At 64.7% G+C, this 24,883-nt stretch carries 25 protein-coding genes and 2 pseudogenes; 10 read left to right on the forward strand and 17 right to left on the reverse strand.

The annotated features are described in order from the left end of the window. Positions 1-5 precede the first annotated feature (5 nt). Entirely contained in the window at positions 6-1,187 is a 1,182-nt protein-coding gene (locus GT370_RS04290) for an extracellular solute-binding protein (protein ID WP_051060189.1), read from the reverse strand. Between the two features lie 400 nt (positions 1,188-1,587). Here GT370_RS04290 and GT370_RS04295 point away from each other — a divergent pair, with 400 nt between their 5' ends. Beyond that, positions 1,588-2,763 (forward strand): carbohydrate porin, encoded by a 1,176-nt coding sequence (locus GT370_RS04295; protein WP_144052705.1) that lies wholly within the window; start codon positions 1,588-1,590, stop codon positions 2,761-2,763. Positions 2,764-2,932: 169 nt separating this feature from the next. On the opposite strand, the gene GT370_RS04300 is transcribed toward GT370_RS04295, so the two are convergent. Further along, complete coding sequence (locus GT370_RS04300; protein ID WP_039884739.1) at positions 2,933-3,325, reverse strand: MAPEG family protein; 393 nt, start codon at positions 3,323-3,325, stop codon at positions 2,933-2,935. A gap of 102 nt (positions 3,326-3,427) precedes the next feature. Here GT370_RS04300 and GT370_RS04305 point away from each other — a divergent pair, with 102 nt between their 5' ends. Next, positions 3,428-3,622, forward strand: a complete 195-nt coding sequence (locus tag GT370_RS04305; protein WP_270183940.1) for a hypothetical protein — start codon at positions 3,428-3,430, stop codon at positions 3,620-3,622. Then, positions 3,574-4,005: a hypothetical protein gene (locus tag GT370_RS04310; RefSeq protein WP_270183941.1), complete on the forward strand. Its 432-nt coding sequence runs from the start codon at positions 3,574-3,576 to the stop codon at positions 4,003-4,005. Before GT370_RS04305 ends, GT370_RS04310 begins: the two co-directional genes overlap by 49 nt. A 6-nt stretch (positions 4,006-4,011) precedes the next feature. On the opposite strand, the pseudogene topA reads toward GT370_RS04310, so the two are convergent. From topA to GT370_RS04340, 6 genes and pseudogenes are all read right to left on the reverse strand, one after another. Further along, positions 4,012-6,713, reverse strand: a pseudogene (gene topA, locus GT370_RS04315) (type I DNA topoisomerase). 45 nt (positions 6,714-6,758) lie between these two features. After that, positions 6,759-7,855: pseudogene (dprA, locus tag GT370_RS04320) on the reverse strand (DNA-processing protein DprA). Further along, positions 7,848-8,126, reverse strand: a complete 279-nt coding sequence (locus GT370_RS04325; protein ID WP_270183942.1) for a hypothetical protein — start codon at positions 8,124-8,126, stop codon at positions 7,848-7,850. Before GT370_RS04325 ends, dprA begins: the two are co-directional and overlap by 8 nt. Positions 8,127-8,216: 90 nt before the next feature. Next, entirely contained in the window at positions 8,217-8,810 is a 594-nt protein-coding gene (gene plsY, locus GT370_RS04330) for a glycerol-3-phosphate 1-O-acyltransferase PlsY (protein ID WP_008493012.1), read from the reverse strand. Next, positions 8,807-10,048, reverse strand: coding sequence for a dihydroorotase (locus tag GT370_RS04335; protein WP_008493011.1), 1,242 nt, complete (start codon positions 10,046-10,048; stop codon positions 8,807-8,809). Before GT370_RS04335 ends, plsY begins: the two co-directional genes overlap by 4 nt. Before the next feature lie 26 nt (positions 10,049-10,074). Continuing rightward, on the reverse strand, positions 10,075-10,998 hold the full coding sequence (locus GT370_RS04340; protein WP_008493010.1) for an aspartate carbamoyltransferase catalytic subunit: 924 nt from the start codon (positions 10,996-10,998) through the stop codon (positions 10,075-10,077). Between the two features lie 103 nt (positions 10,999-11,101). Here GT370_RS04340 and GT370_RS04345 point away from each other — a divergent pair, with 103 nt between their 5' ends. Then, positions 11,102-11,509 (forward strand): OmpA family protein, encoded by a 408-nt coding sequence (locus GT370_RS04345; RefSeq protein ID WP_008493009.1) that lies wholly within the window; start codon positions 11,102-11,104, stop codon positions 11,507-11,509. A 695-nt stretch (positions 11,510-12,204) separates the two neighbouring features. Further along, positions 12,205-13,371 (forward strand): Hint domain-containing protein, encoded by a 1,167-nt coding sequence (locus GT370_RS04350; protein WP_051060187.1) that lies wholly within the window; start codon positions 12,205-12,207, stop codon positions 13,369-13,371. A 144-nt stretch (positions 13,372-13,515) separates the two neighbouring features. Here GT370_RS04350 and GT370_RS04355 read toward each other — a convergent pair whose 3' ends face one another. The 9 genes from GT370_RS04355 to GT370_RS04395 form a co-directional block, all read right to left on the reverse strand. Continuing rightward, positions 13,516-14,229: an MBL fold metallo-hydrolase gene (locus tag GT370_RS04355; RefSeq protein WP_333490017.1), complete on the reverse strand. Its 714-nt coding sequence runs from the start codon at positions 14,227-14,229 to the stop codon at positions 13,516-13,518. Between the two features lie 70 nt (positions 14,230-14,299). Beyond that, a complete protein-coding gene (locus tag GT370_RS04360; RefSeq protein WP_008493006.1) occupies positions 14,300-15,079 on the reverse strand; it encodes a TatD family hydrolase in 780 nt (259 codons plus the stop codon). Then, positions 15,079-16,605 (reverse strand): methionine--tRNA ligase, encoded by a 1,527-nt coding sequence (metG, locus tag GT370_RS04365; RefSeq protein ID WP_008493005.1) that lies wholly within the window; start codon positions 16,603-16,605, stop codon positions 15,079-15,081. The genes GT370_RS04360 and metG overlap by 1 nt, the downstream gene beginning before the upstream one ends. After that, positions 16,602-17,570, reverse strand: a complete 969-nt coding sequence (locus GT370_RS04370) for a DNA polymerase III subunit delta' (RefSeq protein WP_008493004.1) — start codon at positions 17,568-17,570, stop codon at positions 16,602-16,604. Before GT370_RS04370 ends, metG begins: the two co-directional genes overlap by 4 nt. Further along, the gene (gene tmk / locus GT370_RS04375) at positions 17,570-18,190 is read right to left on the reverse strand and encodes a dTMP kinase (RefSeq protein ID WP_008493003.1); all 621 of its coding nucleotides are present in this window, start codon (positions 18,188-18,190) and stop codon (positions 17,570-17,572) included. The genes GT370_RS04370 and tmk overlap by 1 nt, the downstream gene beginning before the upstream one ends. Further along, complete coding sequence (locus tag GT370_RS04380; protein WP_270183943.1) at positions 18,191-18,676, reverse strand: SPOR domain-containing protein; 486 nt, start codon at positions 18,674-18,676, stop codon at positions 18,191-18,193. It lies immediately after the preceding gene. Beyond that, the gene (locus GT370_RS04385) at positions 18,637-19,062 is read right to left on the reverse strand and encodes a septal ring lytic transglycosylase RlpA family protein (protein ID WP_270183944.1); all 426 of its coding nucleotides are present in this window, start codon (positions 19,060-19,062) and stop codon (positions 18,637-18,639) included. The genes GT370_RS04380 and GT370_RS04385 overlap by 40 nt, the downstream gene beginning before the upstream one ends. Further along, complete coding sequence (locus GT370_RS21240) at positions 19,059-19,190, reverse strand: lytic murein transglycosylase (RefSeq protein WP_442865488.1); 132 nt, start codon at positions 19,188-19,190, stop codon at positions 19,059-19,061. The genes GT370_RS04385 and GT370_RS21240 overlap by 4 nt, the downstream gene beginning before the upstream one ends. Beyond that, positions 19,144-20,019, reverse strand: a complete 876-nt coding sequence (locus tag GT370_RS04395; RefSeq protein ID WP_442865489.1) for a lytic murein transglycosylase — start codon at positions 20,017-20,019, stop codon at positions 19,144-19,146. Before GT370_RS04395 ends, GT370_RS21240 begins: the two co-directional genes overlap by 47 nt. A gap of 81 nt (positions 20,020-20,100) precedes the next feature. Between GT370_RS04395 and GT370_RS04400 the strand changes: the two genes are divergently transcribed. The 5 genes from GT370_RS04400 to GT370_RS04420 all read left to right on the forward strand — a co-directional run bounded on the left by GT370_RS04400 (position 20,101) and on the right by GT370_RS04420 (position 24,726). Next, positions 20,101-20,589, forward strand: coding sequence for a YcgN family cysteine cluster protein (locus GT370_RS04400; RefSeq protein ID WP_008492999.1), 489 nt, complete (start codon positions 20,101-20,103; stop codon positions 20,587-20,589). Further along, positions 20,586-21,335 (forward strand): M48 family metallopeptidase, encoded by a 750-nt coding sequence (locus GT370_RS04405; protein WP_270183946.1) that lies wholly within the window; start codon positions 20,586-20,588, stop codon positions 21,333-21,335. Before GT370_RS04400 ends, GT370_RS04405 begins: the two co-directional genes overlap by 4 nt. A gap of 27 nt (positions 21,336-21,362) precedes the next feature. After that, positions 21,363-22,373 (forward strand): zinc-binding alcohol dehydrogenase family protein, encoded by a 1,011-nt coding sequence (locus GT370_RS04410; protein ID WP_008492997.1) that lies wholly within the window; start codon positions 21,363-21,365, stop codon positions 22,371-22,373. Between the two features lie 3 nt (positions 22,374-22,376). Beyond that, entirely contained in the window at positions 22,377-23,330 is a 954-nt protein-coding gene (locus GT370_RS04415; protein WP_008492996.1) for an aldo/keto reductase, read from the forward strand. Positions 23,331-23,694: 364 nt separating this feature from the next. Beyond that, positions 23,695-24,726 (forward strand): sensor domain-containing diguanylate cyclase, encoded by a 1,032-nt coding sequence (locus tag GT370_RS04420; RefSeq protein ID WP_008492994.1) that lies wholly within the window; start codon positions 23,695-23,697, stop codon positions 24,724-24,726. Positions 24,727-24,883 lie beyond the last annotated feature (157 nt).

A 24,883-nucleotide genomic window follows, 5' to 3' on the forward strand; every position in this document is an offset into this window, starting at 1 on the left:
TTTTATCAGGACGCGGTGATCACGCCGATCTGCTGGTCCCAGCGGCCGAGCGCATAGACGAGATCATCCGCGTTCAGCGGCATGTAGGTGGGGGCGCTGGCGATCATCTGGTCGTACCAGGGACGGCCGAATTTCGCGATCACATCCTGGCTCTTCTGCGGCGCCATCGACAGCGGCACATTCTTCACCGCCGGGCCGGGATAGAAATAGCCCTCGTCATAGGTCACCGCCTGCTGCGCCGGCTGCAGCATGAAATTCATCAGATCCAGGATCACGGCCAGCTTTTCTGGTTTGATGCCCTTCGGCACCGCCATGTACTGGGCATCGCAGACGATGATCTGGTTGTCGAACTTCGCGACCTCGACCGAGGCCGGAACCACGCCCAGGGCGCGCGGGTTGATGTCCCAGCCGGTCTGGGTCGGCGTCATCGCGCGCAGGCCCGAGCCCAGCTCCTGCATCACGGTGCCGGTGCCGGAGGGGTAATATTCGATGGTCTTGCCCAGCTCCGCCATGAAGGCCCAGGTCTTGTCCCAGCCCTTGCGCGGGTCACGCGGGTTGGAATCGCCTAGCAGATAGGGCAGGCCCATCATGAAGATGCGCGCCGGGCCGGAATTCTCGGGCCGGGCATAGATGAATTTCTTCGGATTCGCCTTGGCCCAGGCGAGCATATCGGCGGTCGTCGTCGGCACCTGCTTGACCATCGCCGGGTTATATTCGATCAGCGGCCCGGCGGGGCAGAACACCACTTCCAGCGCATGGTCCTGGGCGAAATTCTGCATCTGCAGCGCATGCGGCTGATAGATCGCGGACGGGTTGGGCAGGGCGCTGGCGTAATTGGGGAAAAGCGGCATCCAGATGCCCTGCTTCAGGCCGGCGGAGAGCGCGTCGATCCCGGTCAGCACCATGTCGATATCCAGCCGCCCGGCCTGCTGCTCGGCATGCAGCTTGCCCGGCAATTCCGGCGCCGGCGCCTTGCTGTATTCGATGTGCGACACCAGATGCGGCTTCTGCTTCAGATAAGCGTCGAAAGCCGGGCGGGTGAGGGCCAGCGTGCCGGCCACGTCGACGATGCTGAGGCTCACCGGCGAGGACGGCAGGGCCGGCGCCGCGGCGCGCGCCACGCCGCTCAACCCAGCCGCCGCCATGCCACCCAAAACCGTTCTGCGCGAGACTTTTTCTGATATCATGTTCCGTTTCCCTTTTGCCCAGTTGCATGGGCTTATTGCGACTCCGCCACGCGGCGCGCGGCCGTGGCGCATAAAAGGACAGCGCCGAAAATATGTCAACTCATTTTACGACTAAACAAATTTCGGCGCGCCGCCAAAAATGCTTTTAAAAACTAAAGAATACGAGACACGGAAAAAAGCCTGTAAACTAAGAGATAATTATATTTGACATATTTTGTCGGGCTTTGTACGTCATCGGAGCGCGAATTCCGCGTGAAAGCAAAAACAATGCTGGGAGCATGTTCATGATTGCCCAAGATTTGTCATACAAATTTACCAAATTACGAGCTGTGTTGCTGGGGGGCTCGGCCTTGCCGCGATTTCAGCCGGCGCCGCCCAGGCCTATACATGGCAGGACTGGATGAACCAGAAAACCATGACCGGGAACTGGAATGGCGGGCGCACCCGGCTTGCCGCGGACGGGATCGATTTCACCGCAGGTTATGTTGGCGAGCTGGCGAGCAGCGCCTCCGGCGGCAAGCGCCAGGGCAGCGATCTCGCCTCGCAATTTTATTACGGGTTCAAGGCGGATCTCGGCAAGCTCGCCGGGCTGAACGGCACCACGCTGACGGTCGGTTTCAACAGCCGCGTCGGGCGCAACACCTCGGCCGATTATACCGGCAACAAGCTGGCGGTGCAGGAAGTTTACGGCGCCGGCGAGACGACCCGGGTGGTCGAAATCAGCCTCACCCAGAAGCTGTTCCATGACCAGGTCGAGCTCAAAGGCGGCTTCTACCCGATGGGCAATGATTTCGCCGGCATCGCCTATGGCTGCGACTTCCAGAATGTCGGCTTCTGCGCCCACCCGCAGAATCTGCCGAATTCCTCTGGCTGGTCCGATAACCCGACCGGAAAATGGGGCGGCCGCGTCAAGCTGAACTTCACCCCGGACGCCTATCTCGAAGCCGGTGTCTATGACGTCAATCCAACCTACGGCAATCCGGGCAATGGGTTGAAAATGTCCACCTCCGGCTCCACCGGGGCGCTGATCCCCGTCGAGGCGGCCTACAAGACGCATTTCGGCGGCCTGCCCGGCGAATATAAGGTTGGCGCCTATTACGATACCAGCAACGCCGCCTCCGTCACCAACGCCTCGGACCTCCAGAACGGGCGCTATGGGTTTTACGCGATCGGCGACCAGATGCTGATGAGCTTTGGCGGGCCCAAGCGCGGGCTGATCGCCATCGCCATGGTCTCCTATTCCGACCCCAGCACCGCTTTGTTCCAGGGCTCGGTTCTTGGCGGGCTGGAAGCGCGCGGTCCCTTCGCGGCGCGGCCGAACGATTACATCAATGTCGGCTATGTGCGGGCCATCATCAATCACCGCGCGATCGACGCGAAGGAAGCCGCCTCGCATGGGACGCTGACGGATCTGTCCACAGGCGAGGGCGTGATCGAAGCCGGTTACGGGTTCCAGGCGGCGCCGTGGTGGATCATCCATCCCAACGTGCAATATGTGATGGATCCCGGCACCTTCTCCTACAAGCATTACGCCAATGCCTGGGTGTTTGGGCTGGAGACCAAGCTGACCTTCTGACCTGACGCGACGATACCGCCTTCAGGGCAATATCTGTGTAGGCTGACGCGCCAGCGCCACGATCAACAGATGAGATTGCTCGCGACGACCAAAGCTAGAGCGTCCCGCGTTCCCATGGGCACGCGGAGCACTCTGGCTTTTTCTTTGCGGGAGATTTCAAGCAGCTGATCTAGATCGCCAGATAAACCGCCTCCAGACCGGCGCCAACCAGCACCGCCAGCGTCAACAGCGCGCCGGCCGCGCGGCTTTTATTCGGGGCGGGCAATTGCATGCCGACCACATGCGCCACCCGTGCCGCCACCAGCACCCAGCCGGCCTTCACCACCAGCCCGGCCGGCGCCCCGCCATAGAGATCTCCGGCCAGCAGCAGCAAGCACAGCGGCACATATTCGGCGAAATTCGCATGGGTGCGCACGGCCACCAGCAAAGCCTGATGCTCCGGCCCGCCAGTCCCCAGCTTCACGCCCGCCTTGAAGCGCTGGGAAAACACATTCGCGGTGAGCAGCGCGAACAGCCCGCCCAGCACGCCAGCGCTTGCCAAGAGCCCGTGAAATCCGTTCATCCTTACCTCCGAGTCTGCAAAAACCTTATAAAATTACGCGAAATTCCGCCACATCGGCGCCGGCAATGGCTATATTGACCTTATTGCTGAGGAGGACGCGACATGGCGAAGCTCGACCCGCACACCCCATCCGGCCCCGCCTTCATGGGCGCCAATTTCGATCCTGAGGCCGCGATGCGGCAATTCCAGGCCCGCACGGCCAATCTGCTGCAGGCACAGGAGCGTCTGTTCCAGGGGCTGGGGCGGCGATGCGCGCGCAGATGCGCTTCAGCCAGGAATATCTGGCCAGCCGGATGACGCTGATGCAGTGGAACCAGCTCGACCCCACCCATGTCTCGGACCTGGTGCAGCGCGATATCGAACAGGCTCAGGCGCTGGCGAAGGAAATCTCCGACGAGCTGCGCGAGAGCTTCACCGAGGCCAGCACCTTGCTGCGCACCATCCCGGCCCCGCGCAAAGCCGCCGAGCCGACCTCGCCGGAGCCGGCGCGGGAGGTGCATGAGACCTCAACGTCCAAGGCCCGGACCGCCGAGTTGGCGACAACCGCGCCGAAAACCCAAATCAACAAGCCCGTTGCGGCAACGCCGGTGCCTCAGGATGAGGAAGCGCCCGCCCCGGTGGCGAAAGCCCGCCCCGCGCCACGCCCCGTCAGCCGGGCACGCTCCAAGCCGAGCGCCTGACCCGGTTTAGCCGGCCGTTTTCGCGGCCGGCTTCTTGGCTGCCGGCTTTTTGGCAGGCGCGGCCTTCGCGGCCGGTTTCTTCGCAGCGGGCTTTTTCGCAGGCGCCTTGGCGGCCGTGCTCTTTGCCGTGTCCTTGGCGGGTGCGGCCTTCTTCGCAGCCGGCGCCTTCTTCGCTGGCGCCTTCGCCCCCTTCTTGCCGCGCGGCGCCAGCGTCTTGCCCTTCTCGGCCAGCAGCGCCACCGCCTCATCCAGCGTCACCGCCGTCATCTCCACCCCACGCGGCAGGTTGGCGACGACATTGCCCCATTGCGCATACGGCCCGAAGCGGCCCTTGCGCACCAGCACCTCCGCCCCGTCCTTCGGATGCGCGCCGATGCTCTTGATGCTGTCCTGCTTTTTGGCGATCAGCTCCATCGCCCGGTTCAGCCCCATATGCAGAACGCTGTCATCGCGGTCCATGGAAGCGAAGAGCGCGCCCATTTTCACATAAGGCCCAAAGCGGCCGATATTCGCCTCGATCTTCTGCCCGCTCTCCGGGTGCAGCCCGATCAGTCGCGGCAGGGAGAGCAGCCCCAGCGCCTCTTCCAGCGTCAGCGTCGCCCCTTCCATGCCACGCGCCAGCGAAGCGCGCTTGGGCTTGGCCTTCTTATCCTCCGGGTCCGGCTCGCCCTGCTGCACATAGAGCCCGTAAGGACCACGGCGCAAAGTGATATCCTCGCCCGTATCCGGATGCTGGCCGAGCAGGCGCATGCCATCCTTCAGCGCATCACTCTCGTCATCCCCGCCCTCGACAGCGAGTTTGCGGGTATATTGGCAGGTCGGATAATTCGAGCAGCCGATGAAGCTGCCAAACCGCCCGAGCTTCAGCCCCAGCCGGCCCTCGCCGCAGGCGGGGCAGAGGCGCGGATCGGTCCCATCCTCACGGGTGGGGAAGAAATGCGGGCCGAGATCGGCGTCCAGCGCGTCGATCACGTCCGAGATTTTCAGATCCTTGGTCTGCGCCACGGCGGCCGAGAAATCGTCCCAGAAGGCGCGCAGCACCGCCCGCCAATCCTCATTGCCCTCGGCGATCTGGTCGAGCTGCTCCTCGAGATTGGCGGTGAAGCCGGTATCGACATAGCGCGCGAAGAAAGAGGTGAGGAAGGCGGTGACCAGCCGGCCACGATCCTCAGGGATGAAGCGCCGCGCTTCCAGCTTCACATAATTGCGGTCGCGCAGCACCGAGAGGATGGAGGCGTAGGTGGAGGGCCGGCCGATGCCCAGCTCTTCCATCTTCTTCACCAGGCTGGCCTCGGAGAAACGCGGTGGCGGCTGGGTGAAATGCTGGCTGGCGGTGACGTCCCGGGTCTTGGCCGGGTCGCCCTTGGCGATCGGCGGCAGGATGCGGCTATCTTCATCCTGCTGATCGGAGGGGTCGTCCTGGTCCTCGCGGTAGAGCTTCAGGAAGCCATCGAAGGCCAGCACGGAGCCGGTGGCGCGCAGGGTCTGGCCCTTGCCGTCGGTGAGGTCCACCGCCGTCTGGTCCAGCTCGGCGGCCGACATCTGGCAGGCCAGAGCGCGCTTATAGATCAGCTCATAGAGCTTCGCCTGCTCGGCATTGAGCATGCGCGCCACCTTTTCGGGCTTCAGCGCGATGTCGGTCGGGCGGATCGCCTCATGCGCTTCCTGGGCGTTCTTGGCCTTGCTCTGATAGATACGCGGGGCCACCGGCACATAGGCATCGCCGAATTCGGCCTGGATCTGCTTGCGCATGGAGGACACCGCCTCCTGCGCCAGCTGCACGCCGTCGGTTCGCATATAGGTGATCAGACCCACCGTATCGCCGCCGATCTCGACACCCTCATAAAGCTGCTGGGCCAGGCGCATGGTCTGCTGGGAGGAGAAGCCGAGCTTGCGGCTGGCCTCCTGCTGCAAGGTGGAGGTGATGAAAGGCGGCGGCGGCGAGCGGCGGGTGCGCTTTTTCTCGACATTCGCGACGTTGAACGTCCCGGCCTTCACCGCCGCCTCGGCGGCGCGGGCGGAGACCTCGTTATTGAGGTCGAACTGTTCCAGCTTCTTGCCCTGGTAATGGGTCAGCCGGGCAGGGTAGGGCGCGCCGGTCGGGGTGAGCATGGCGGCTTCCACCGTCCAATATTCGCGCGCCTTGAACACTTCGATCTCGGCTTCGCGCTCGCAGATCAGCCGCAGCGCCACCGATTGCACCCGCCCGGCCGAGCGGCTGCCCGGCAGCTTGCGCCAGAGCACCGGCGAGAGGGTGAAGCCGACCAGATAATCCAGCGCCCGGCGGGCCAGATAGGCCTCGATCAGCGGGGTATCGAGATCACGCGGATGCGCCATCGCGTGTTTGACCGCGCTTTTGGTGATCTCGTTGAAGGTCACCCGGCGAACCTTCACGCCCTTCAGCGCGTTGCGCTCGGCCAGGGCCGTCTGCACATGCCAGGAAATCGCCTCGCCTTCGCGATCCGGGTCAGTCGCCAGATAGAGCGTCCCCGCCCCTTCAGCGCCTTGGCGATTTCGGAGAGCTGCTTGGCGCCGCGGTCATCGGCCTGCCAGTCCATGGCGAAATCCTCGTCCGGGCGGACGGAGCCATCCTTCGGCGGCAGGTCGCGCACATGCCCGAAACTCGCCAGAACCTTATAGGAATCGCCCAGATATTTATTGATCGTCTTGGCTTTGGAGGGAGATTCGACGACGACGATATCAGTCAACTGGCCGTTCCATTCATTCGTCTTGCCGCTGCGAGGGCAGCGTCTTTAAGGGTCTTCCAGGCCGATGATCCTGTCGCCCGGCAGGCTTTCCGCCCGCCCGGCCAGCTCCAATTCCAGGATCACCGCCCTTATTGCTGGGATCGACAGTTGGCAGCGCCGGGCTATCTCGTCAACTCTGGCCCCTCGCGGCTCAGCAATGGCGGGATGGCGGCGCGGGCGCGGGCCAGCTCCTGCGGGTCCGGTGTGGCGATGATCGGCGGCGGCTTTGGAGCGGCGAACCCGGCCGGGGACGGCGTGGCGCGCAGATTGGCGAGCACATCCTGCGCGGTTTCGGTGAGATGCGCGCCCTGGCGCAGCAGGTCATTGCCGCCGGCGGAGCGCGGGTCCAAAGGCGAGCCGGGCACGGCGAAAATCTCCCGCCCGGCCTCGGCGGCAAGGCGCGCGGTGAGCAGCGTGCCCGAGCGCGCCGCCGCCTCGATCACCACCAGCCCCTGGCAGAGCCCGGCGATGATGCGGTTGCGCTTGGGAAAATGCCGGCCGAGCGGGGCGGTGCCGAGCGGCGCCTCGGCCACCACCGCGCCGCCCTGGGCGATGCGGCGTTGCAGATCGGCGTTCTCGGGCGGGTAGGGCACATCCAGCCCGCCGGCGATGACGGCGATGGTTCTGCCCGCCCGCAGCGCGCCCTGATGCGCGGCGCTGTCAATGCCGCGCGCCAGGCCGGAGATGATGGGCAGATGCACCGCCAGCTCCGCCGCCAGCAGCTCCGCCAGCCGCATCCCGTTCAGCGAGGCGTTGCGGGCGCCGACAATGCCGATGCCGGCATCGCTGAGCAGGGCCACATCGCCCAGCACGGCGAGGGCGGCGGGGGCGTCCGGCAATTCCGCCAAGGCCCGCGGGTAGCCGGGCTGGCCGAGAAAGAGAAACCGGCCGCCAATTTTTCGTAGCGCTGCGATTTCGCGCTCGATTTCGGCGATGGGCGGGATGCGCGAAGGGGTGGCTCGGCCGCCGGCAAGCGCCAGGCCGGGTAGGGCGTCCAGCGCCGCCGCCGGATCATCGAAGCGCTGCAAAAGCCGGCGATAAGTGATCGGCCCGACGCTCTCGGTGCGGGCCAGACGCAAAAACCCGAGAGCAGACTCAGCCATTCGCCTTCAGGATGGCGACCAGCTCCGGCAGCTTGGCGGGCGGGACGATCCAGGCGCCGACCGGCGTACCCTCATGGTAAAAGCCGGCGATGACGCCGCAGCCGGGGGATTGCGCGGCCAGCACCGCCTCGGACTGGCCAGGGCCGTTGCCGGAGACCAGCGCGCCGATCTGGTCGAACCCCGGCGCGGTGACATTGACGAAGCCGGGGCGGCCATGCCGGTGCCGATCGTGATCCAGAGCGGGCCGGTGGGGCGGCACAGCTGCCGGCATTGAAGATATGAATGCGGTCGGCCTGGAAATGACTGATCGCCAAGGCGGGCGCCGCCGCCAGCAGCCAGAGCGCGAAGGGAAAAGCGCGTTTCATGCGGTTGCCTTTCCGCCGATCCGCGGCTCCTCGCCACGCAACAGGCGCTGGATGTTGGGCTTATGCTTCCAGAACACCAGGGCCGAGATGATCAGCACCGCCTCGGCCGCCAAAGGCCCGTCCAGGAGCAAGGCCGCAATCGGCGCCACGGCGTAGGCGATGAGAGCGGAGAGCGAGGAATAGCGGAGCGTGAACGCGACCAGCAGCCAGATGGCGCAGCAGATGACGCCCAGCGGCCAGATCATGCCATAGAACACGCCCAAGCCGGTGGCGACCCCCTTGCCGCCCTTGAAGCGCAGCCAGACCGGAAACAGATGCCCCAGCACCGCCGCGATGCCGGTGACCAGCACGCCATGATGCCAGGCGAGCTTCACCACCATCACCGCGACGAAGCCTTTCAGCGCGTCCAGCAGCAAGGTCGCCGCCGCCAGCTTCTTGTTGCCGGTGCGCAGCACGTTGGTGGCGCCGATATTGCCCGAGCCGATGGACCGGATATCGCCCAGCCCGGCCAGCCGGGTGAGCAGCAGCCCGTAAGGCACGCTGCCCATCAGATAGCCGAAAATCGCAACGCCAAGATAAGACAGAATCACCCGTACACCCTCCGCCCGGCCTTCCAGGTGCCCAGCACCACGCCTTCCAGGGCCCGGCCATCGAAGGGCGTGTTCTGCGCCTTGCCCGGAAGTTTACCGGCCTGAACCTGCCAGGATTTTTCGGGATCGAAAAGACAGAGATCGGCGGGCAGGCCCTTGGCGATGCGCCCGGCCTCGATGCCCAGCCAGGCGGCGGGCCTGGCGGTGAGCAGAGCCAGCGCCTGGGGCAGAGAGAGATCGCCATTCTGCACCCGCGCCAGCGTCACGCTGAGCAGCGTCGCCAGGCCGCATCCGCCGGGGGCGGCCTCGGCGAAGGGTTGGCGCTTGTCATCGGCATCGCGCGGCTGGTGGTCGGAGGCGATGGCGTCGATGGTGCCGTCCTTCAGCGCTTCCACCACGGCCAGACGGTCGGCTTCCACCCGCAGCGGCGGGGACAGCTTGGCATAGGTGCGGTAATCGCCGATGGCGGTTTCGTTCAGATCGAAATAAGGCGGGGCGGTGTCGCAGGTGATCTTCAGGCCCTTCTCCTTGGCGCGGCGGATATGCTCCAGCGCCTCGGCGGTGGTCACATGCGCGAAATGCAGCGCGCCATTGGTGAGTTCAGCCAAACGGATGTCACGGGCCACGCAGATCGCCTCGGCGGCGGCATAGACGCTGGGCAGGCCCATCCAGGTGGCGCGGGGCCCGGCGGTGGCGGCGGCCCCACGAGCCAGCTCCACATCCTCAGGATGCTGGACGATGCGCATGTCAAAGCCCGAAGCGTAGAACAAAGCCAGGCGCATGGTGCGCGAGGAGGCGATGGCTTTGGAACCGTCGGTAAAGGCCACGGCGCCGGCGGCCTTCATCAGCCCGTATTCGGCCAGCTCCTTGCCCTCCAGCCCGCGCGTGGCGGCGCCATAGGGCAGCAGAGTGAGGCTGCCGGTTTCCTCTCCGCGCGAACGCAGGAAGCGCACCAGGGCGGGATCGTCGATTACCGGATCGGTCTCTGGCAGCACGGCGATGGAGGTGATGCCACCGGCGGCGGCGGCCTGCGCGGCGCTGGCGATGGTCTCGCGATATTCAAAGCCCGGCTCGCCGATGGCGGCGCGCAGATCGACCAGGCCGGGGCAGAGGATGGCGCCCTCTGCCTCGATGATCTCAGCGCCGTCCGGGTTGCCCAGAGAGGGCCCGAAATCGGCGATCTTGCCGTCCTGCACCAGCAGCTCGCCTTCATGCAGGCTCCGCGCTGACGCATCCAAATATCGGATTTTACGAAATAAAGTGCTCAATGGTTGCTCCGCGCGCAGGTTTCCAGAACCGCCATGCGGACGGCCACACCCATTTCCACCTGTTCCTTGATCAGCGAGCGCGCGGCATCGTCCGCCACCTCGCTGTCGATCTCCACCCCCCGGTTCATCGGGCCCGGATGCATCACCAGCGCATCCGGCTTGGCGTAGGCCAGCTTCTTGCGGTCCAGCCCGTAGAAGGCGAAATATTCGCGGCTTGAGGGGATCAGCCCGGCGGTCATGCGCTCTTTCTGCAGGCGCAGCATCATCACGATGTCCGCACCTTTCAGCCCTTCCTCCATGTCGTGGAAAATCTCCACGCCATTCACGCCGATCGAGCCCGGCACCAAGGTCGGCGGGCCGACCAGGCGGACGAAATTGCCCATCATCGTCAGCAGCAGGATATTGGAGCGGGCGACGCGGGAATTCAGCACATCGCCGCAGATGGCGACGGTGAGGCCGGAGATCCGGCCCTTGTTGCGGCGGATGGTCAGCGCATCCAGCAGCGCCTGGGTCGGGTGCTCATGCGTGCCATCCCCGGCATTGATCACCGAGGCCCCGACCTTCTGCGCCAGCAGGGCAGGGGCGCCGGAGGATTTATGGCGCACCACCAGCAGATCGCAATTCATCGCGTTCAGCGTGGCGGCGGTATCCAGCAGCGTCTCGCCCTTGGTGACGGAGGAGGTGGCGACGGACATGTTCACCACATCAGCCCCCAGCCGCCGGCCGGCCAGCTCGAAGCTGGTGCGGGTGCGGGTGCTATCCTCGAAGAACAGATTGATGAGGGTGCGGCCGCGCAAGCTGTCGCGTTGGGTTTTGCCGGAGCGGTTCAAAAGCGCGTAGCTTTCGGCCAGATCCAGCAGGGTGGTCACGGAGGCCGGGTTGAGCCCCTCGATCCCGAGCAGATGTTTCAATGACGCCATGGCGAGCCGCCTTAGACCATAATCCAGCCCGCCAGGGAATGCGCCAGTTGATTTTTTGGCCCGGCTCCTGAAATGATGTATTGTAAAGCAATACGGGGGCTCGATGAAAAAACTTCTGATTCTCAGCGTTCTGGCCGGTTTGGCCGGGTGCGCCGAACTCGAGGGGCCGGTCGGCCCGCCGCCGCCGGCAACCCCTGTGTTTTTCCAGCCATTCTCCGCCGCGCTCGACCAGCCGGCGCTGACCACCATCGCCACCATCGCCAAGGCCGCCAATGAGCAGCCCGATGCGCCGGTCACCGTTATCGGAGCGGCGGACAGTGTCGGCGACCCGCAGGCCAATCTGTATCTGTCCAAAACCCGGGCCCAGGTGGTGGCGGACCAGCTGGTGGCGGATGGCGTGGATCGCGCCAGGCTGCGGATCCATGCGCGCGGCGAAATCCGGCCCACGAGCGAGGCGCCAGGGGCGCCGGTGCAGGCGGCGCGGCGGGTGCTGGTCGAAATCGGGCACTGAAGGAAGGCGGCTTCGGCCGCCTTTTTCACGCCTCAGCAAAACGCAGAATCTATATTATGGAAAGTAAGCATGCCGGCGGCGTTACGGCGGGCTGGCGGGGCGTGTGAGGATCATCACTGAACGCTGAACAACCGGCGCGGCGCGCGCACCCCCCATGGCCGCCATAGGCCTCCCAGCTGTCTTTGTCCTCGACTTAATCCTCGCCGCGTGCTGGAGTTATTCGTTAATATATCGAAGTTTTTAAAGATTTTTTGCGGCTTTTGTTAACATATAAATCTAACCAGATCCGTGGCTTTAAATTTGTTTTTCCACGAACCACTTCGCCCGCCCCGCCCTCAAAGGCGGGGTTATTACCGCCCTGAAACCCAAAGCGCCGCATTGATGACGAATAGATCGCCTGTTTTACTTCATCTATGGCAACAAACCCTACCATTTCATAAACTTTTATTTAGGACAATTATCTTGATCCGCCCGCAAATGTAGGCCGAATATGCTTCGGGATCGATATATTGATCGATTCACGGCGGGTAAATGTTAGTTATCTAATCGCGTCTTTGTCACGGTTATGTTTTGAAGCCGTCCTGGATGTGCGCCTCGTTAGAGAGCTGACCTGGAGCCGTAAAACCAGTTTGGGGAGAAAAAAGATGGCGAATTACGGTACAGGCACTTTTGACTTGACTGGGGTTATCCTCCCGGTGACCGCGGCGGCGGATACCAACTCCACGACGACGTTCAACCTGATCGGCCTGCTGGACACCTTCAACATCTACTCCGCCGCCGGCTCGTCGGTGACGGTCAACAACAATGTCGACGTCGCCAACACTCTCAATCTCTACACCAATGGCGGCAGCCTGACGCTGGCCTCCTCGGTCGGGGCGCTGGGTGCCACGACTGTCAACATCAATGGCGGCTCCTTCACCATTGCCTCCAGCCTGATTTCCGCACAGCTCCTGTCGAATACCGTGCTGAGCTTCGGCAGCAGCGGCGGCACCGCCGTGTTCGGCTCGGCGAGCAGCGGCCTGCTCAATCTGAGCCTGGTCTCGGTCTTCGGCCCGATCCAGAACTTCGTCGCCGCGACCGACAAGCTGGACGATCCGGCGCTGAATTTCACCAATGTCACCGGCTACACGATCTCCGCCGTTTCCGGCCAGGCCGGCGTGCAGCAGATCGTCGTCAACGCCAATAATGGCGGCAGCTTCACCTTCGATGTCACCGGCGCCGGGCTGACCAACGGCACCTACAGCACCACCAATGGCCCGCTTTACCTGGTGTCCGACGGTACCGGCGGCACCATCATCGAGGCGGCCTGTTTCCTCACCGGCACGGCGATTTCCACCCCCCATGGCGAGGTGGCCGTTGAGAGCCTGAAGATTGGCGATCTGGTGCTCACCGATACGGGCGAAGCGGTGCCGGTGCGCTGGATCGGCACGCGCCGCGTCTCGCCGCGCTTCGCGGACCCGGTGCGCAGCCAACCCATCCGCATCGCCGCCGGCGCCCTGGGCGACGGGCTGCCGCGGCGCGATCTGCTGATCTCGCCGGATCATGCGCTGCTGGTCGATCATGTGCTGGTGAATGCCGGGGCGATGGTGAATGGCAGCGACATCACCCGTGAGGCGATGAGCGAGATTTTCACCTATTATCATGTCGAGGTGGATGCGCATGAGCTGATCCTCGCCGAAGGTGTTTCGGCGGAGACCTTCATCGACCATGTCGGTCGCATGGCCTTTGATAACTGGGCCGAGCATGAAGCGATTTTCGGTGACACGCCGGAGAAACCCGAAATGGGCTATGCGCGCGTGAAATCCGCGCGCCAGCTGCCGATGGCGCTGCGCCGCCGGCTCGGCATCGCCGCCGCCGCCTGAGCATTCGAGGGGGAAGCCGGGGCCAGCGATGGCTCCGGTTTTTTAGAGCAATATGTGTTTAGGTCGACGCGACAGCGTCAACCTAAACACATGAAATTGCTCGCCAAAACAAAGCCTGGAGCGTCAAGCTAAAAGCTTGATGCTCTAGGCGTGAAATTCCATGCCGTCATAGCCGGGCTCGATGCAGTCCGGCAGCGTGCGGCGCAGTTTCGCGTAATCCATCGCAGGGCCCATATGGGTGAGGATGGTGCGCTCGATTTTCAGCGCCTGCACCCAGCCTTGCACGGTGCCAAGCCCGGCATGGGTGGGATGGTTATTGTCCGGGGTGAAGCAATCCACCACCAGGGTTTTCACCCCTTGCAAGGCCTCCATCTGCGCCGGCTCGAAGCGCACCACATCCGTGCAATAGGCGAAATCGCCGATGCGCAGGCCAAGCGAGCGCGAATAGCCGTGATCCTGGTCGATGGGCAAAATCGACAGGCCGAAAAGTTCGAAGGGCGTGCCTTCGACGATGTCATGGGTGAAAAAGGCCGGGCGGCCGAAGAAGCCGCCTTTCCACTCCCTGAACGCGTAGGAGAAGCGCGCGCGCAGCTGCTCCCAGACCGAGGCGATGGCGTAGGCCGGCATCGGCGCTTCCAGGATGCGGTTGAGGATGCGCACATCATCCAGCCCGGCGACATGGTCGGCATGGTCATGGGTGTAGATCACCGCATCGATTTTCGGGATGGCGCAGTTGAGGAGCTGTTCGCGCAGATCCGGCCCGGTATCGACGAGGATGCGCAGGCCAGTATCGGTTTCGATGACGATGCTGGGCGGGTGCGGCGGTTGCGGGGTTCGGCCGGGTCCGCCTGGCCCCAATCGCCTCGCCCGTCCGGCCCGCCGATTTGCGGCAGCCCCGCCGAGCCGCCGCTGCCCAGCAGGGTGATTTTCATGAAGCCGCTTTCGGGAAGAGGGTGCGGAAATTGCGCGTGGTCAGCGCCGCCAAATCCGTTTCCGAAAGCCCCCTCACCTGCGCCAGTTTCGCCGCAGTGTAGGCGGTGTAGGCGGGTTCATTGCGCTTGCCGCGATATGGGGCGGGGGCGAGGTAGGGGCTGTCGGTCTCCACAAGGATGCGATCCGCCGGGACCATCGCCGCGACCTCGCGGACAGCCTCGCCTTTCGGGAAGGTGATGATGCCGGAGAAGGAGAAATAGCCGCCGAGTTCCATCGCCTGCTCGGCCAGCCAGCGTGAGGAGGAGAAGCAATGCAACAGGAACTCGAAATGCCCCCCTTCCCTTTCCTCACGAAGAATCCTGGCGATATCCTCATCGGCGTCGCGGGCATGGATGCAGATCGGCATGCCGGCCAAGCGGGCGGCGCGGATATTGGCGCGGAAATTCTGTTCCTGTACGTCCTTCGGCGCCTTGTCGTAGAAATAATCCAGGCCGGATTCGCCGATGCCGATGACTTTCGGATGTTCGGCCAGCTTGGCCAGCACCTCCGGCTCCACCACCGGCAGCACATCGGCGGCGTGATTGGGATGCACGCCGACACAGGCCCAGACATTTTCATGCGCCTCGGCGATGGCGAGGATCTCGCGGCTTTGCGCCAGCGTCACGCCGATGCTGACCATCTCGCTGACCCCGGCGGCGACGGCGCGGGCGATCACCTCCGCCTGTTCGCCGGGCTGGTTGAAATAATCGAGATGGCAGTGGGAATCGACGAGCATCACACACCCACGCGCGGGAACAGGCCGGTCGGCGTCGGCAGCGCTGTGCCTTCCACCAGCGCAGTGTCCAGCACGGCCAGCGAACGGGCTTCGTCCAGACCCAGATAATCCAGCAGCTTGGCCATCGTCTCCGGCATGAAGGGTTGCAGCACCACGCCCAGCGTGCGCAGCACCACGCAGAGCGTGTAGAGCACGCTGTTCATGCGATCGAGATCGGTCTTGCGCAGGCTCCAGGGGGCCTGGGCGTCGATATAGCCATCGGCGGCGCGGATCAGGCGCCAGATTTCATCAAGCGCTTCATGGAAGGCGAGCTTGTCCATCGCGGCATGCAGCTTGGCCGGCAGCGCGGCGGCTTCGGCGAGCAGCGCTTCATCCGCCTCGGTCAGCGTGCCTTTCGGCGGCACCACCGCGCCGGCATTCTTGCCGATGAAGGAGAGCGTGCGCTGGGAGAGATTGCCGATGCCGTTGGCGAGGTCCGAATTGATCCGGCGATGCAGAGACTCCTTGGAGAAATCCCCATCATTGCCGAACGGCACCTCGCGCAGAATGAAATAGCGGATCTGGTCCAGACCGTATTCCTGCACCAGCGGCCGCACATCGATGAAATTGCCGAGCGATTTCGACATTTTCTCGCCCTCGACCGTCCACCAGCCATGCGAGAACACCTTCTTCGGCAGCTCCAGCCCGGCGCCCATCAGGAAAGCCGGCCAATAGACGGCGTGGAAGCGGATGATCTCCTTGCCGACCAGATGCAGGCTGGCGGGCCAGAATTTCGCGCGCGGGCCGGACATCTCAGGATAGCCGATTGCGGTGAGATAATTCACCAGCGCATCCAGCCAGACATACATCACATGCTTTTCATCGCCGGGCACCTTCACGCCCCAGGAGAAGGAGGTGCGGGAGATGGAGAGATCATTCAGCCCGCCGCGCACGAAGGAGAGGATTTCGTTGCGCTTCGCGGCGGGCGCGATGAATCCTGGATTTTCCTCATAGAACGCCAAGAGCCTGTCCTGGAAGGCGCTCAGCTTGAAGAAATAGCTGGGCTCCACCACCCATTCCACCGCAGCACCGGAGGCGAGCGCGTAGCGTGTGCCGTCCGGCTTCAGCGCGGTTTCGCCCTCGTCGTAGAAAGCTTCGTCGCGCACCGCGTACCAGCCTTCATAGGCGCCGAGATAGATGAAGCCGTTTTCCTGCAGCTTGGTCCAGATCGCCTGGCAGGCGGCCTTGTGGCGCGGCTCGGTGGTGCGGATGAAATCATCGTTGGAGATGTTCATCGCCTGCGCCATGTCGCGGAAATCGGCCGAGACGCGGTCGGTAAACTCCTGCGGGGCGATGCCGGCATTACGGGCGGCGGCTTCCACCTTCTGGCCATGCTCATCGGTGCCGGTGAGGAAAAACACCTCATCGCCGGCGAGGCGGTGCCAGCGGGCCAGCACGTCGGCGGCGGTGGAGGTGTAAGCATGGCCGAGATGCGGCGCGCCGTTCACGTAGTAGATCGGCGTGGTGATATAAAATGTCTTGCTCATGACCTATGCAACTGTTCCAGCGCCACGAGGATGGCGGCGCGCTTATCCAGGTTCAGTCCTAACACCTCACGCTCCAGTTTTCCAAAATCCTGCCAAAGCGTGACGTTATGGGAGAGGTTGCCCGTCCCGGCGCGGGCGGCGGCACGGGTGCGCGCCGCCAGGCGGGTACGCAGCAGGGAGAAGAACAGCTCGAACTTGTCGGTCCCCTCCACGCTGCGGGCGACGCTGTCGGCCATCGCCTGGGCGCGGGCGGGGGCGACAGGCGCGTCCAGCGCCTCGTCCACCAAGGCGGCGACGGCGACACCGCCGCCCTCCGCCAGGTTCAGCGCATTGCCGATGCTCCCTTCCGCCAGCTCGATCAGCCGGGCCGCATCGGCGTCCGGGGCGTAATCGGCCAGCAAGGCGCGCATCACCGCATCCGGCAGCGGCGACATTGGCAGCACCCGGCAGCGGCTGCGGATGGTGGGGAGTAGCCTTCCGGGTGCAGCGCTGGTCAGCAGCAGGATTGAGCGCGGCGGCGGCTCCTCCAGCAGCTTCAGCAGCGCGTTGGCGGCGTTGCTGTTCATATCCTCCGCGCCATCCACCAGCACCACGCGCCAGCCGCCCTCGGCGGGGGTCAAGCGCATGAAGGCGCTGGCCTCCTGGATCGTGGCGATGACGATTTCGCCTTGCAGCTTCTCGGTCTTGGCGTTGATCCGCCGCTCGACGGTGAAGAAATCCGGATGGGTGCCGGCGGCGATGCGCCGGAACGGGCCGGAGGATTCGGGGATGGAGAGATCCTCGCTCTGCCCGGCCGCCAGCAGCCAGCGGCCGAAGCGATAAGCCAGGGTCGCCTTGCCGATGCCGGGCGGGCCGGCGAAGAGCCAGCCATGATGCAGCCGCCCGGCGGTGACCGCCGAGCGCAGCGCATGGATCGCCGCCTCATGGCCGCGAAAATGCGGGTTGGCGCGCGGATCGGGCGGCATCAGCGTCCGGTCCGGGCGCGCAGTGCCGCCCGCATGGTGGCAACCACCGCCTCCGGCGCCGGGCTGGCATCGATGGTGACGACACGCTCAGGCGCGGCGGCGGCGATTTCGGCAAAGCCTGCCTGCACCCGGGCGAAGAAATCGCGGTTCATCTGCTCATAGCGGTCGGTCGCGGCGGCGCGCTGGGCCAGCCGCGCCTGGGCCTGGGCTTCGGGGAGGGCGAGCAAAAAGGTGATGTCCGGCTGAAGCCCGACCAGCTCGATCAAGGCGCGCACCTGGGCAATGGGCACGTTCTGGCCATAGGCCTGATAGGCCATGGTGGAATCATAGAACCGGTCGCAGATGACGATGGCGCCGCGCGCCAGTGCCGGGCGGATCAGCCCGGCCACATGGTCGGCGCGGGCGGCGAAATGCAGCATGGTCTGGGCCAGCGCATCCAAGGGCAGGTCCTGGTCGAGCAGCAGCGCGCGGATCGCCTCCGCCCCCTTGGTGCCGCCGGGCTCGCGGGTGAGCACCACCTCATGCCCCTCGGCCCGCAGCGCCTCGGCGAGGCCGCGGGCGGCGGTGGATTTGCCAGCCCCCTCCCCGCCCTCCAGCGTGATGAACAGACCCTGCGCCACTTACCGGACGATGATCTCAGGGTCGGTCATGCCGGCATTCAGCACATGCTGCAGCGCCTGGTCGGCATCCTCCACCGAATGATAGGGCCCGATATTCACCGCCCAGAGCGTGCGGTCCGCCCCGAACACCGGCACGATGCGCGCCGGCATCCCGTAGAGCCGGGCCATCACCCGCGCCGCGTCGCTTTCTCTTCCATAGCCGGGCAGTTGCACGAAGAGCGGGCCGGGGGCGGGCTGGGCCTGGATGACCTGGCCGGAGAGGGTCGGGCCGGTATTTTGCGGGGCGTTGTCGTTGGCCTGCACCAGCTGATGCGCCACCCCGATCGGCCCGGCACTGCCTGGCGCGCCCAGCGATTGCGCGGTGATGCCGGCGACCGGGGCGGCCTGCAGCTTCGGCCCGGCGCCGAGCGCGCCCTGCAGCGCCGAACTGGCCTGGGCGTTCAGCTTCACCTCGACCTCGACCACGCCGCCGGACGGGAAATCCAAGAGCCGGGCCACCCGCGGGTGACGGCGATGACGCGCCCGGGCACGTTCGGCCCGCGCTCATTCACCCGCACCTGCAGCGAACGGCCATTCACCAGATTGGTGATGGTGACGATGCTGGGCAGCGGCAGAACCGGGCTCGCGGCCATCAGCCCGTCAGGGTCATAGAGCTCGTTATCGGCGGTGTAGGGATCGTCCCCATGTTCGATGATGATGCCCAACCCGGTGACGTCATAGGCGCCGAATTCACGCGGATAGCGCCATTCCCCGCCGACCTGATAGGGGTTGCCGATCGTATAGGTCACCGGCCCCGGGGCGGGCGGTGGCGGCGCCTTGGGCATGCAGCCGGCCAGAAACGCGCACAGCCCCAGGATCAGCCGGCTGCTCATGACAGGATCATCCGCCCCAGCGCGCCGACCGCCAGCGCATAGAAATCGGACGGGTTATAGCGGCGGATCGCCTTGAAATTCTCATAGACCAGAAAGGCCTGGCCGCCGGCGCCATCGGGCAACAGCAAGGCGGCCGGGTGGCGGCGGAGAGCTGCGGCGCGCCGGGCAGGCGCTGCACGCCGAGTTTTTCCCAATAGCCGATGGTCTGCATGTTTTCGCGCCCGGCCATCGCGGCATTGAAACTGGCCGGGCCAGCACCGGCTCGGAGGAGGGCGCATCCGCCTGCCAGCCGGCCTTGGCGAGGTAATTCGCCATCGAGGCCAGGGCATCGGCATCGGAATTCCAGATATCCGGCGCGTGGTTGCCGGAGAAGGAGACGGCGGTGGTGAGATAGGTGCTGGGCATGAATTGCGGCTGTCCCATGGCGCCGGCATAGGAGCCGAGCAGATTGGCCACCGGCGCATCGCCGCGCGCCACGATGGTCATCGCCTTGATCACCTCATTGCCGAAATAATGGCTCTGGCGGTCCCAGGCCAAGGTGGTCAGTGCGTCGATCACGTTGAAATCGCCCTGGTTGGCGCCGAAATTCGTTTCCAGCGCCCAGATCCCCAGCATCACATCGGCGGAGACGCCGTAGCGGCTGGTGATGGCGGCGAGCAGGCTGCGCACCTGCGCGTATTTCGCCTTGCCGTTGGCGATGCGGGTCTGGCTCAGCACCCGGCTGGAATATTGCGCCCAGGTCAGGGTGAATTCGGCCTGGTGATGGTCGAGCTTGATCACGTCCTGGTTCGGCGTGAGGTTGCCGGTGCTGGCCATGACGATCCGCTCAGGGATGCCCGCCGCCCGCGCGCGCGCCTGCAGCTGCGCCAGAAATTCCGGGAAAGGCTGTGCCGCCCTGCCCGCTTGCGGCAACACCAAAGCGCTGCCAAGCCCCGCCAACATCATGCGTCTGAACATGGGACGGAGTTTGCCACGCGATGCCGCGCCGCCGCAACGGGGCCCGCGCGCGCCTGCACAACTTGTCATGAAGCGGGCGGCATGGCGCGGCGCGGCGCGCTCCTGTATGTTGGCGGCATGGGATTCTGGCGTGAAAAAACTTTGGCGCAGATGAGCCGGGCGGAGTGGGAGTCGCTTTGCGATGGCTGCGGGCGCTGCTGCCTGCATAAATTGCGCGACGAGGATACAGACGAAATCGCCTTCACCAATGTCGCCTGCCGGCTGTTGAATGTGAATACCGCGCGCTGCCGGGATTATGCCAACCGCAAATCGCTGGTGCCGGATTGCGTGAAGCTGACCCCGAAGAAGCTGGAGAAAATGGACTGGCTGCCGCCGAGCTGCGCCTATCGGCTGGTGCATGAGGGCAAGGATCTGCCGGCCTGGCACCCGTTGCGCTCGGGCCGGGCGCAGAGCGTGATCGAGGCCGGGGCGTCGGTCGCCGGGCGCTGCCTGGATGAGCGCCAGGCCGGGCCGCTCGAAGACCATATCATGGACTGGCCGGGGCAGATGCCACGGCGCCGGCGCGCATGAGCCAGGAGCCCCTCACCACGGAGCTGGTGCCCGTGCAGGGGGCGCTGATTGCCGTGGCCTTCAAGCGTTCGGCCCGGGCAAAGCGGATTTCGCTGCGGGTGGACCCGGCCCAGGGGGTGGTGATCACGCTGCCGATGCGCGCCTCCCGCCGCGCCGGGCTGGCTTTGCTGCATGCGCATGAGGCATGGGTGAATGAGAAGCTGGAGGCCCTGCCCCAGCCCTTGCGCCTGACCCAAGGCGCGCTGGTGCCGGTGCATGGGCTGGCGCATGAGATCGTGCATCGCCCGGAGGGGCGCGGCGGCGCCTGGATCGAGGAGGGGCGGATCATCGTCACCGGCGAGGCGGAGTTTCTGGCGCGTCGCGTCGCGGACTGCCTGAAGCGCCTGGCCCGGCAGCGTTTGACCGCGATGGCCGCGGACATTGCCCGCGAGGCCGGGCTGCGGCCGAAGATCGTGCGGATCAAGGACACGCGCTCACGCTGGGGAAGCTGCGCGCCGGATGGCACGCTGGCTTTCTGCTGGCGGCTGATCTGCGCGCCCGAGCCGGTGCAGCATTATGTGGTGGCGCATGAGGTGGCGCATCTGCGCCATATGAATCACGGCCCGCATTTCTGGGCGCTGACCGAAACCCTCACCCCGCACAGGCAAGCCGCCACCGCATGGCTGGCCAGCGAGGGGCGGGGCTGTTGCGCATCGGCGCATGAGTTCAAATGTAACATCGGATATGTCTTAGATATCAATGTCTAGCAGGCCAACTGAAGAGAAAGTCGTCCCATGAAAGCCGTTGCCTTTACCCATGCCCGCCCGATTACCTCCATGGATGCGCTGCAGGATGTCGATCTGCCGGTGCCCGTCCCCCGGCATCATGATCTGCTGGTCGAGATCAAGGCGGTTTCGGTCAATCCGGTCGATACCAAGATCCGCCAGTCGGCCGAGCCGTTGGGCGAGCCGCGGGTGCTGGGCTATGACGCCGCCGGCATCGTGCGCGCCATCGGCCCCGAAGTGCAGAATTTCTCCGTCGGCGACGAGGTATTCTATGCCGGCGTGCCGGACCGCCAGGGCAGCAATGCCGAGTTCCAGCTCGTCGATGACCGCATCGTCGGCCATAAGCCGAAAAGCTTGAGCTTCGCGCAGGCGGCAGCCTTGCCGCTGACGGCGCTGACCGCCTGGGAGATGCTGTTCGAGCGCTTCCGCATCCCGCGCGACCAGCCGCATGGCGGCACCATGCTGGTGGTGGGGGCTGGCGGCGGTGTGGGCTCGATGGCCATTCAGCTCGCTGCGCAGCTCACCGACATGACCATCATCGCCACCGCCTCCCGCCCGGAGACGGCGGAATGGTGCCGCAGCCTGGGCGCGCACCATATCGTCAATCACCAGCATGATCTCGGCGCGCAGATTTTGCAGGCTGGCCTCAACCCGCCCGGCCATATTTTCTGCGTCGCGCATGTGAAGCAGCATTTCCACAAGCTGGTCGAGCTGCTGGCGCCGGAGGGTGCGGTCGGCATCATCGAATCCAATGCCGGCGAGCTGAATGTTTCGCCGCTGATCCGTAAAAGTGCCACGCTGCATACCGAATATGTCTTCACACGCGGGCTTTTGCACACACATGACATGAGCGTGCAGCACCGCACGCTGGAGGCCATCGCGCATCTCGTCGATAACGGCACGTTGAAGACGACGATGACCGAGAATTATGGCCCCATCAACGCGATAAACCTGATCCGCGCCCATGCCGCCCTGGAATCGGGGATGACGATGGGCAAGATCGTGCTGGAAGGATTCTGATTGATGGCGCTTCCCACCAAAATGCTCGGCCGCTCCGGCCTGGCGCTGCCGCCCGTGGTTCTGGGCGGCAATGTCTTCGGCTGGACCGCGGATATCAAAACCTCGCTCGATCTGCTGGATGCCGCGCTGGAGGGCGGGCTGAATGCGATCGACACGGCGGATATGTATTCCACCTGGGTCGAGGGGCATGAAGGTGGGGAGAGCGAGGCGATCATCGGCGCCTGGATGAAGGAGCGCAAAAACCGCTCCCAGGTGAAAATCCTCACCAAGGTCGGCATGGCGATGGGCCATCATCCGGCCAGCCTGTCCAAGGCGCGGATCTTCGCCGCCGTCGAGGCGTCGCTGACCCGGTTGCAGACCGATTATATCGATCTCTACCAGGCGCATCAGGATGATCCGGAAACGCCGCTGGAGGAGACGCTGGGAGCCTTCGCCGAACTGATCAAGCAGGGCAAGGTGAAGGCGATCGGCGCCTCCAACTACACCGCGCCGCGCTTGAAAGCGGCGCTGGATGTGGCCAAGGCGAACAACCTGCCGCGTTATGAAAGCCTGCAGCCGCTCTATAATCTGATGGAGCGCCCGGCCTTCGAGGCTGAGCTGCAATCGCTCTGCATCGCCGAGGAGGTGGGGGCGATCAATTACTTCGCCCTGGCCGCTGGCTTTCTCAGCGGCAAGTACAAGAGCGAGGCGGATTGCGTCGGCCGGCGCGGGGAGAGCGCGAAAAAATATCTGGCGACGGCAAAGGGCAAGGCGGTGATCGCGGCGTTGCTGGCGCAGGCGCAGCGGATTGGCGCGGCGCCTTCCGAGGTGGCGATTGCCTGGTGCCGGGAGAAATCCGGCATCACCGCGCCGATTGCCAGCGCCACCAGCCTGAGCCAGATGCAATCGCTGATCCGCGCCGCGGCGCTTGAGCTGGATAAGGACAGCATCGCGGCGCTGGATGAAGCCAGCGCCTGAGGCGAGCTCTGGTTTGATGAAAGGCAATTAACCTACCGTTAATATCAGGCGCGCCTCCCGCCCGTCTCGGTTTTGAGGCGGCACGGCGGCTGCGCTCAATTTTTACCGCAACCACGACATAAGATGTCGGCGCGCCCGCCGCGCCGCCATCCGGTGGACATCGCATCGCGCACTGAAAACTTCCGCGTGCAAACTACATTCACATCCGCGTGATGCCGGTTTTATCAGGCCAAAAAAACGCCAGAGCAAACGAGTTGGTCCTTGAAAGCCGTTCGGAAACGATACAATTTAACGCTGTGTTAACGCCGTTCTGGACGATGAGAGACTTCGCATGTGGACGAACCAACAGACGACGACGTCCAGCTTGCTGACGCCTGAGGGCGGGTATCTCAGCCTGGCCGAATCGCAGCGCCTGAAGGATCTCAACGCCCTCAATCTGCTCTACACCCCGGCCGAGGAGCGGTTTGACCGGATCACCCGGCTGACGGCGCGGGTGCTGCAGGCACCGATCGCCACGATCAGCTTCATCGCCGGCGACAAGCAATGGCTGAAATCCAGCGTCGGCATGCCGATGGCGGAAATTCCGCGCGCGCTGTCCTTCTGCGGCCATGCGATCGAGGCGCATCATCCGCTTATCATCCCCGATACCACGCAGGATGAGCGCTTCGCCCAAAATCCGCTGGTCACTGGCAACCCGAATGTGCGCTTTTATGCCGGCCAGCCGATTCATGCCGGGGCGCGCTCCTGCGTTGGCGCGCTCTGCGTGATGGATACGCTGCCGCGCCGCCCCAGCCGCGCCGGGCTGGACACGCTGCGCGATCTGGCGGTGATCGTCGAACGCGAGCTGACCCGGGTGATGCAGGGGTCTTTCCAGGAATCGCTGATCAAATCCCAGGACCCGCTGGCCCGGCGCGATTCGATCGACGGCTTGACGCAGATGTGGAAGCGCAACGTGATCATGGATCTGGCGCATCTGGAATGTGCGGCCGCCAGCCGGGGCTCGCCGCTCAGCCTGTTGCTGGTGGATATCGATCATCTGAACCAGATCAACGAGACATACGGCACCCAGGCGGGCGATACCGTGCTGTTCGAGGTCGCCGCGCGGCTGCGCCAGAGCGTGCGCGAGGTGGATGTGATCGGCCGCTATGGCGCGGGCACCTTCCTGGTGCTGCTGCGCGCCGGCATCATCGATTCCAAGCTGGTGGCGGAGCGCATCCGCGAGGCGGTGGCGCGCCACAGCGTGCCGGGGATGGACATGCCGATCACAGTGAGCATCGGCGTGGCGGCGGCGAAGACCGTCTCCCCTTCCCCCGCGCTGCTGATCAGCGCCGCCGACAAGGCGATGCGTCAGGCCAAGGAGAATGGGCGCAATCTGGTGGAAAGCGTGCTGCTGTAGACATTTTACCGCCCCGGACCCGCTTGGTGCGTATTGAGACGGAATCCGGGACAGCCCTGAACAGGTCCGCGGCGCTCGAGCGAGATGGGTTTACACCCACGCGCTCTACTCATGTTTTGGCGAGCAATTTCATGGGTTTATCTTGACGCACGCGCGT

Source organism: Acidocella sp. MX-AZ03, assembly GCF_027626035.1.
Lineage (GTDB): Bacteria > Pseudomonadota > Alphaproteobacteria > Acetobacterales > Acetobacteraceae > Acidocella > Acidocella facilis.

Excerpts from the sequence above, each read along its gene's own strand:
- GT370_RS04360 (WP_008493006.1), bottom strand. The coding sequence starts at position 15,079 with ATGCTCGTCGATTCCCACTGCCATCTCGATTATTTCAACCAGCCCGGC.
- GT370_RS04325 (WP_270183942.1), bottom strand. The coding sequence starts at position 8,126 with ATGCCGGCAGCTGTGCCGCCCCACCGGCCCGCTCTGGATCACGATCGG.
- GT370_RS04305 (WP_270183940.1), top strand. The coding sequence starts at position 3,428 with ATGGCGAAGCTCGACCCGCACACCCCATCCGGCCCCGCCTTCATGGGC.
- GT370_RS04405 (WP_270183946.1), top strand. The coding sequence starts at position 20,586 with ATGAGCCAGGAGCCCCTCACCACGGAGCTGGTGCCCGTGCAGGGGGCG.
- GT370_RS04295 (WP_144052705.1), top strand. The coding sequence starts at position 1,588 with ATGAACCAGAAAACCATGACCGGGAACTGGAATGGCGGGCGCACCCGG.
- GT370_RS04415 (WP_008492996.1), top strand. The coding sequence starts at position 22,377 with ATGGCGCTTCCCACCAAAATGCTCGGCCGCTCCGGCCTGGCGCTGCCG.
- GT370_RS04310 (WP_270183941.1), top strand. The coding sequence starts at position 3,574 with ATGCGCGCGCAGATGCGCTTCAGCCAGGAATATCTGGCCAGCCGGATG.
- metG (WP_008493005.1), bottom strand. The coding sequence starts at position 16,605 with ATGAGCAAGACATTTTATATCACCACGCCGATCTACTACGTGAACGGC.
- GT370_RS04370 (WP_008493004.1), bottom strand. The coding sequence starts at position 17,570 with ATGCCGCCCGATCCGCGCGCCAACCCGCATTTTCGCGGCCATGAGGCG.
- GT370_RS04340 (WP_008493010.1), bottom strand. The coding sequence starts at position 10,998 with ATGGCGTCATTGAAACATCTGCTCGGGATCGAGGGGCTCAACCCGGCC.
- GT370_RS04410 (WP_008492997.1), top strand. The coding sequence starts at position 21,363 with ATGAAAGCCGTTGCCTTTACCCATGCCCGCCCGATTACCTCCATGGAT.
- GT370_RS04400 (WP_008492999.1), top strand. The coding sequence starts at position 20,101 with ATGGCGCGGCGCGGCGCGCTCCTGTATGTTGGCGGCATGGGATTCTGG.
- GT370_RS04395 (WP_442865489.1), bottom strand. The coding sequence starts at position 20,019 with ATGTTCAGACGCATGATGTTGGCGGGGCTTGGCAGCGCTTTGGTGTTG.
- GT370_RS04385 (WP_270183944.1), bottom strand. The coding sequence starts at position 19,062 with ATGAGCAGCCGGCTGATCCTGGGGCTGTGCGCGTTTCTGGCCGGCTGC.
- GT370_RS04300 (WP_039884739.1), bottom strand. The coding sequence starts at position 3,325 with ATGAACGGATTTCACGGGCTCTTGGCAAGCGCTGGCGTGCTGGGCGGG.
- GT370_RS04345 (WP_008493009.1), top strand. The coding sequence starts at position 11,102 with ATGAAAAAACTTCTGATTCTCAGCGTTCTGGCCGGTTTGGCCGGGTGC.
- GT370_RS04290 (WP_051060189.1), bottom strand. The coding sequence starts at position 1,187 with ATGATATCAGAAAAAGTCTCGCGCAGAACGGTTTTGGGTGGCATGGCG.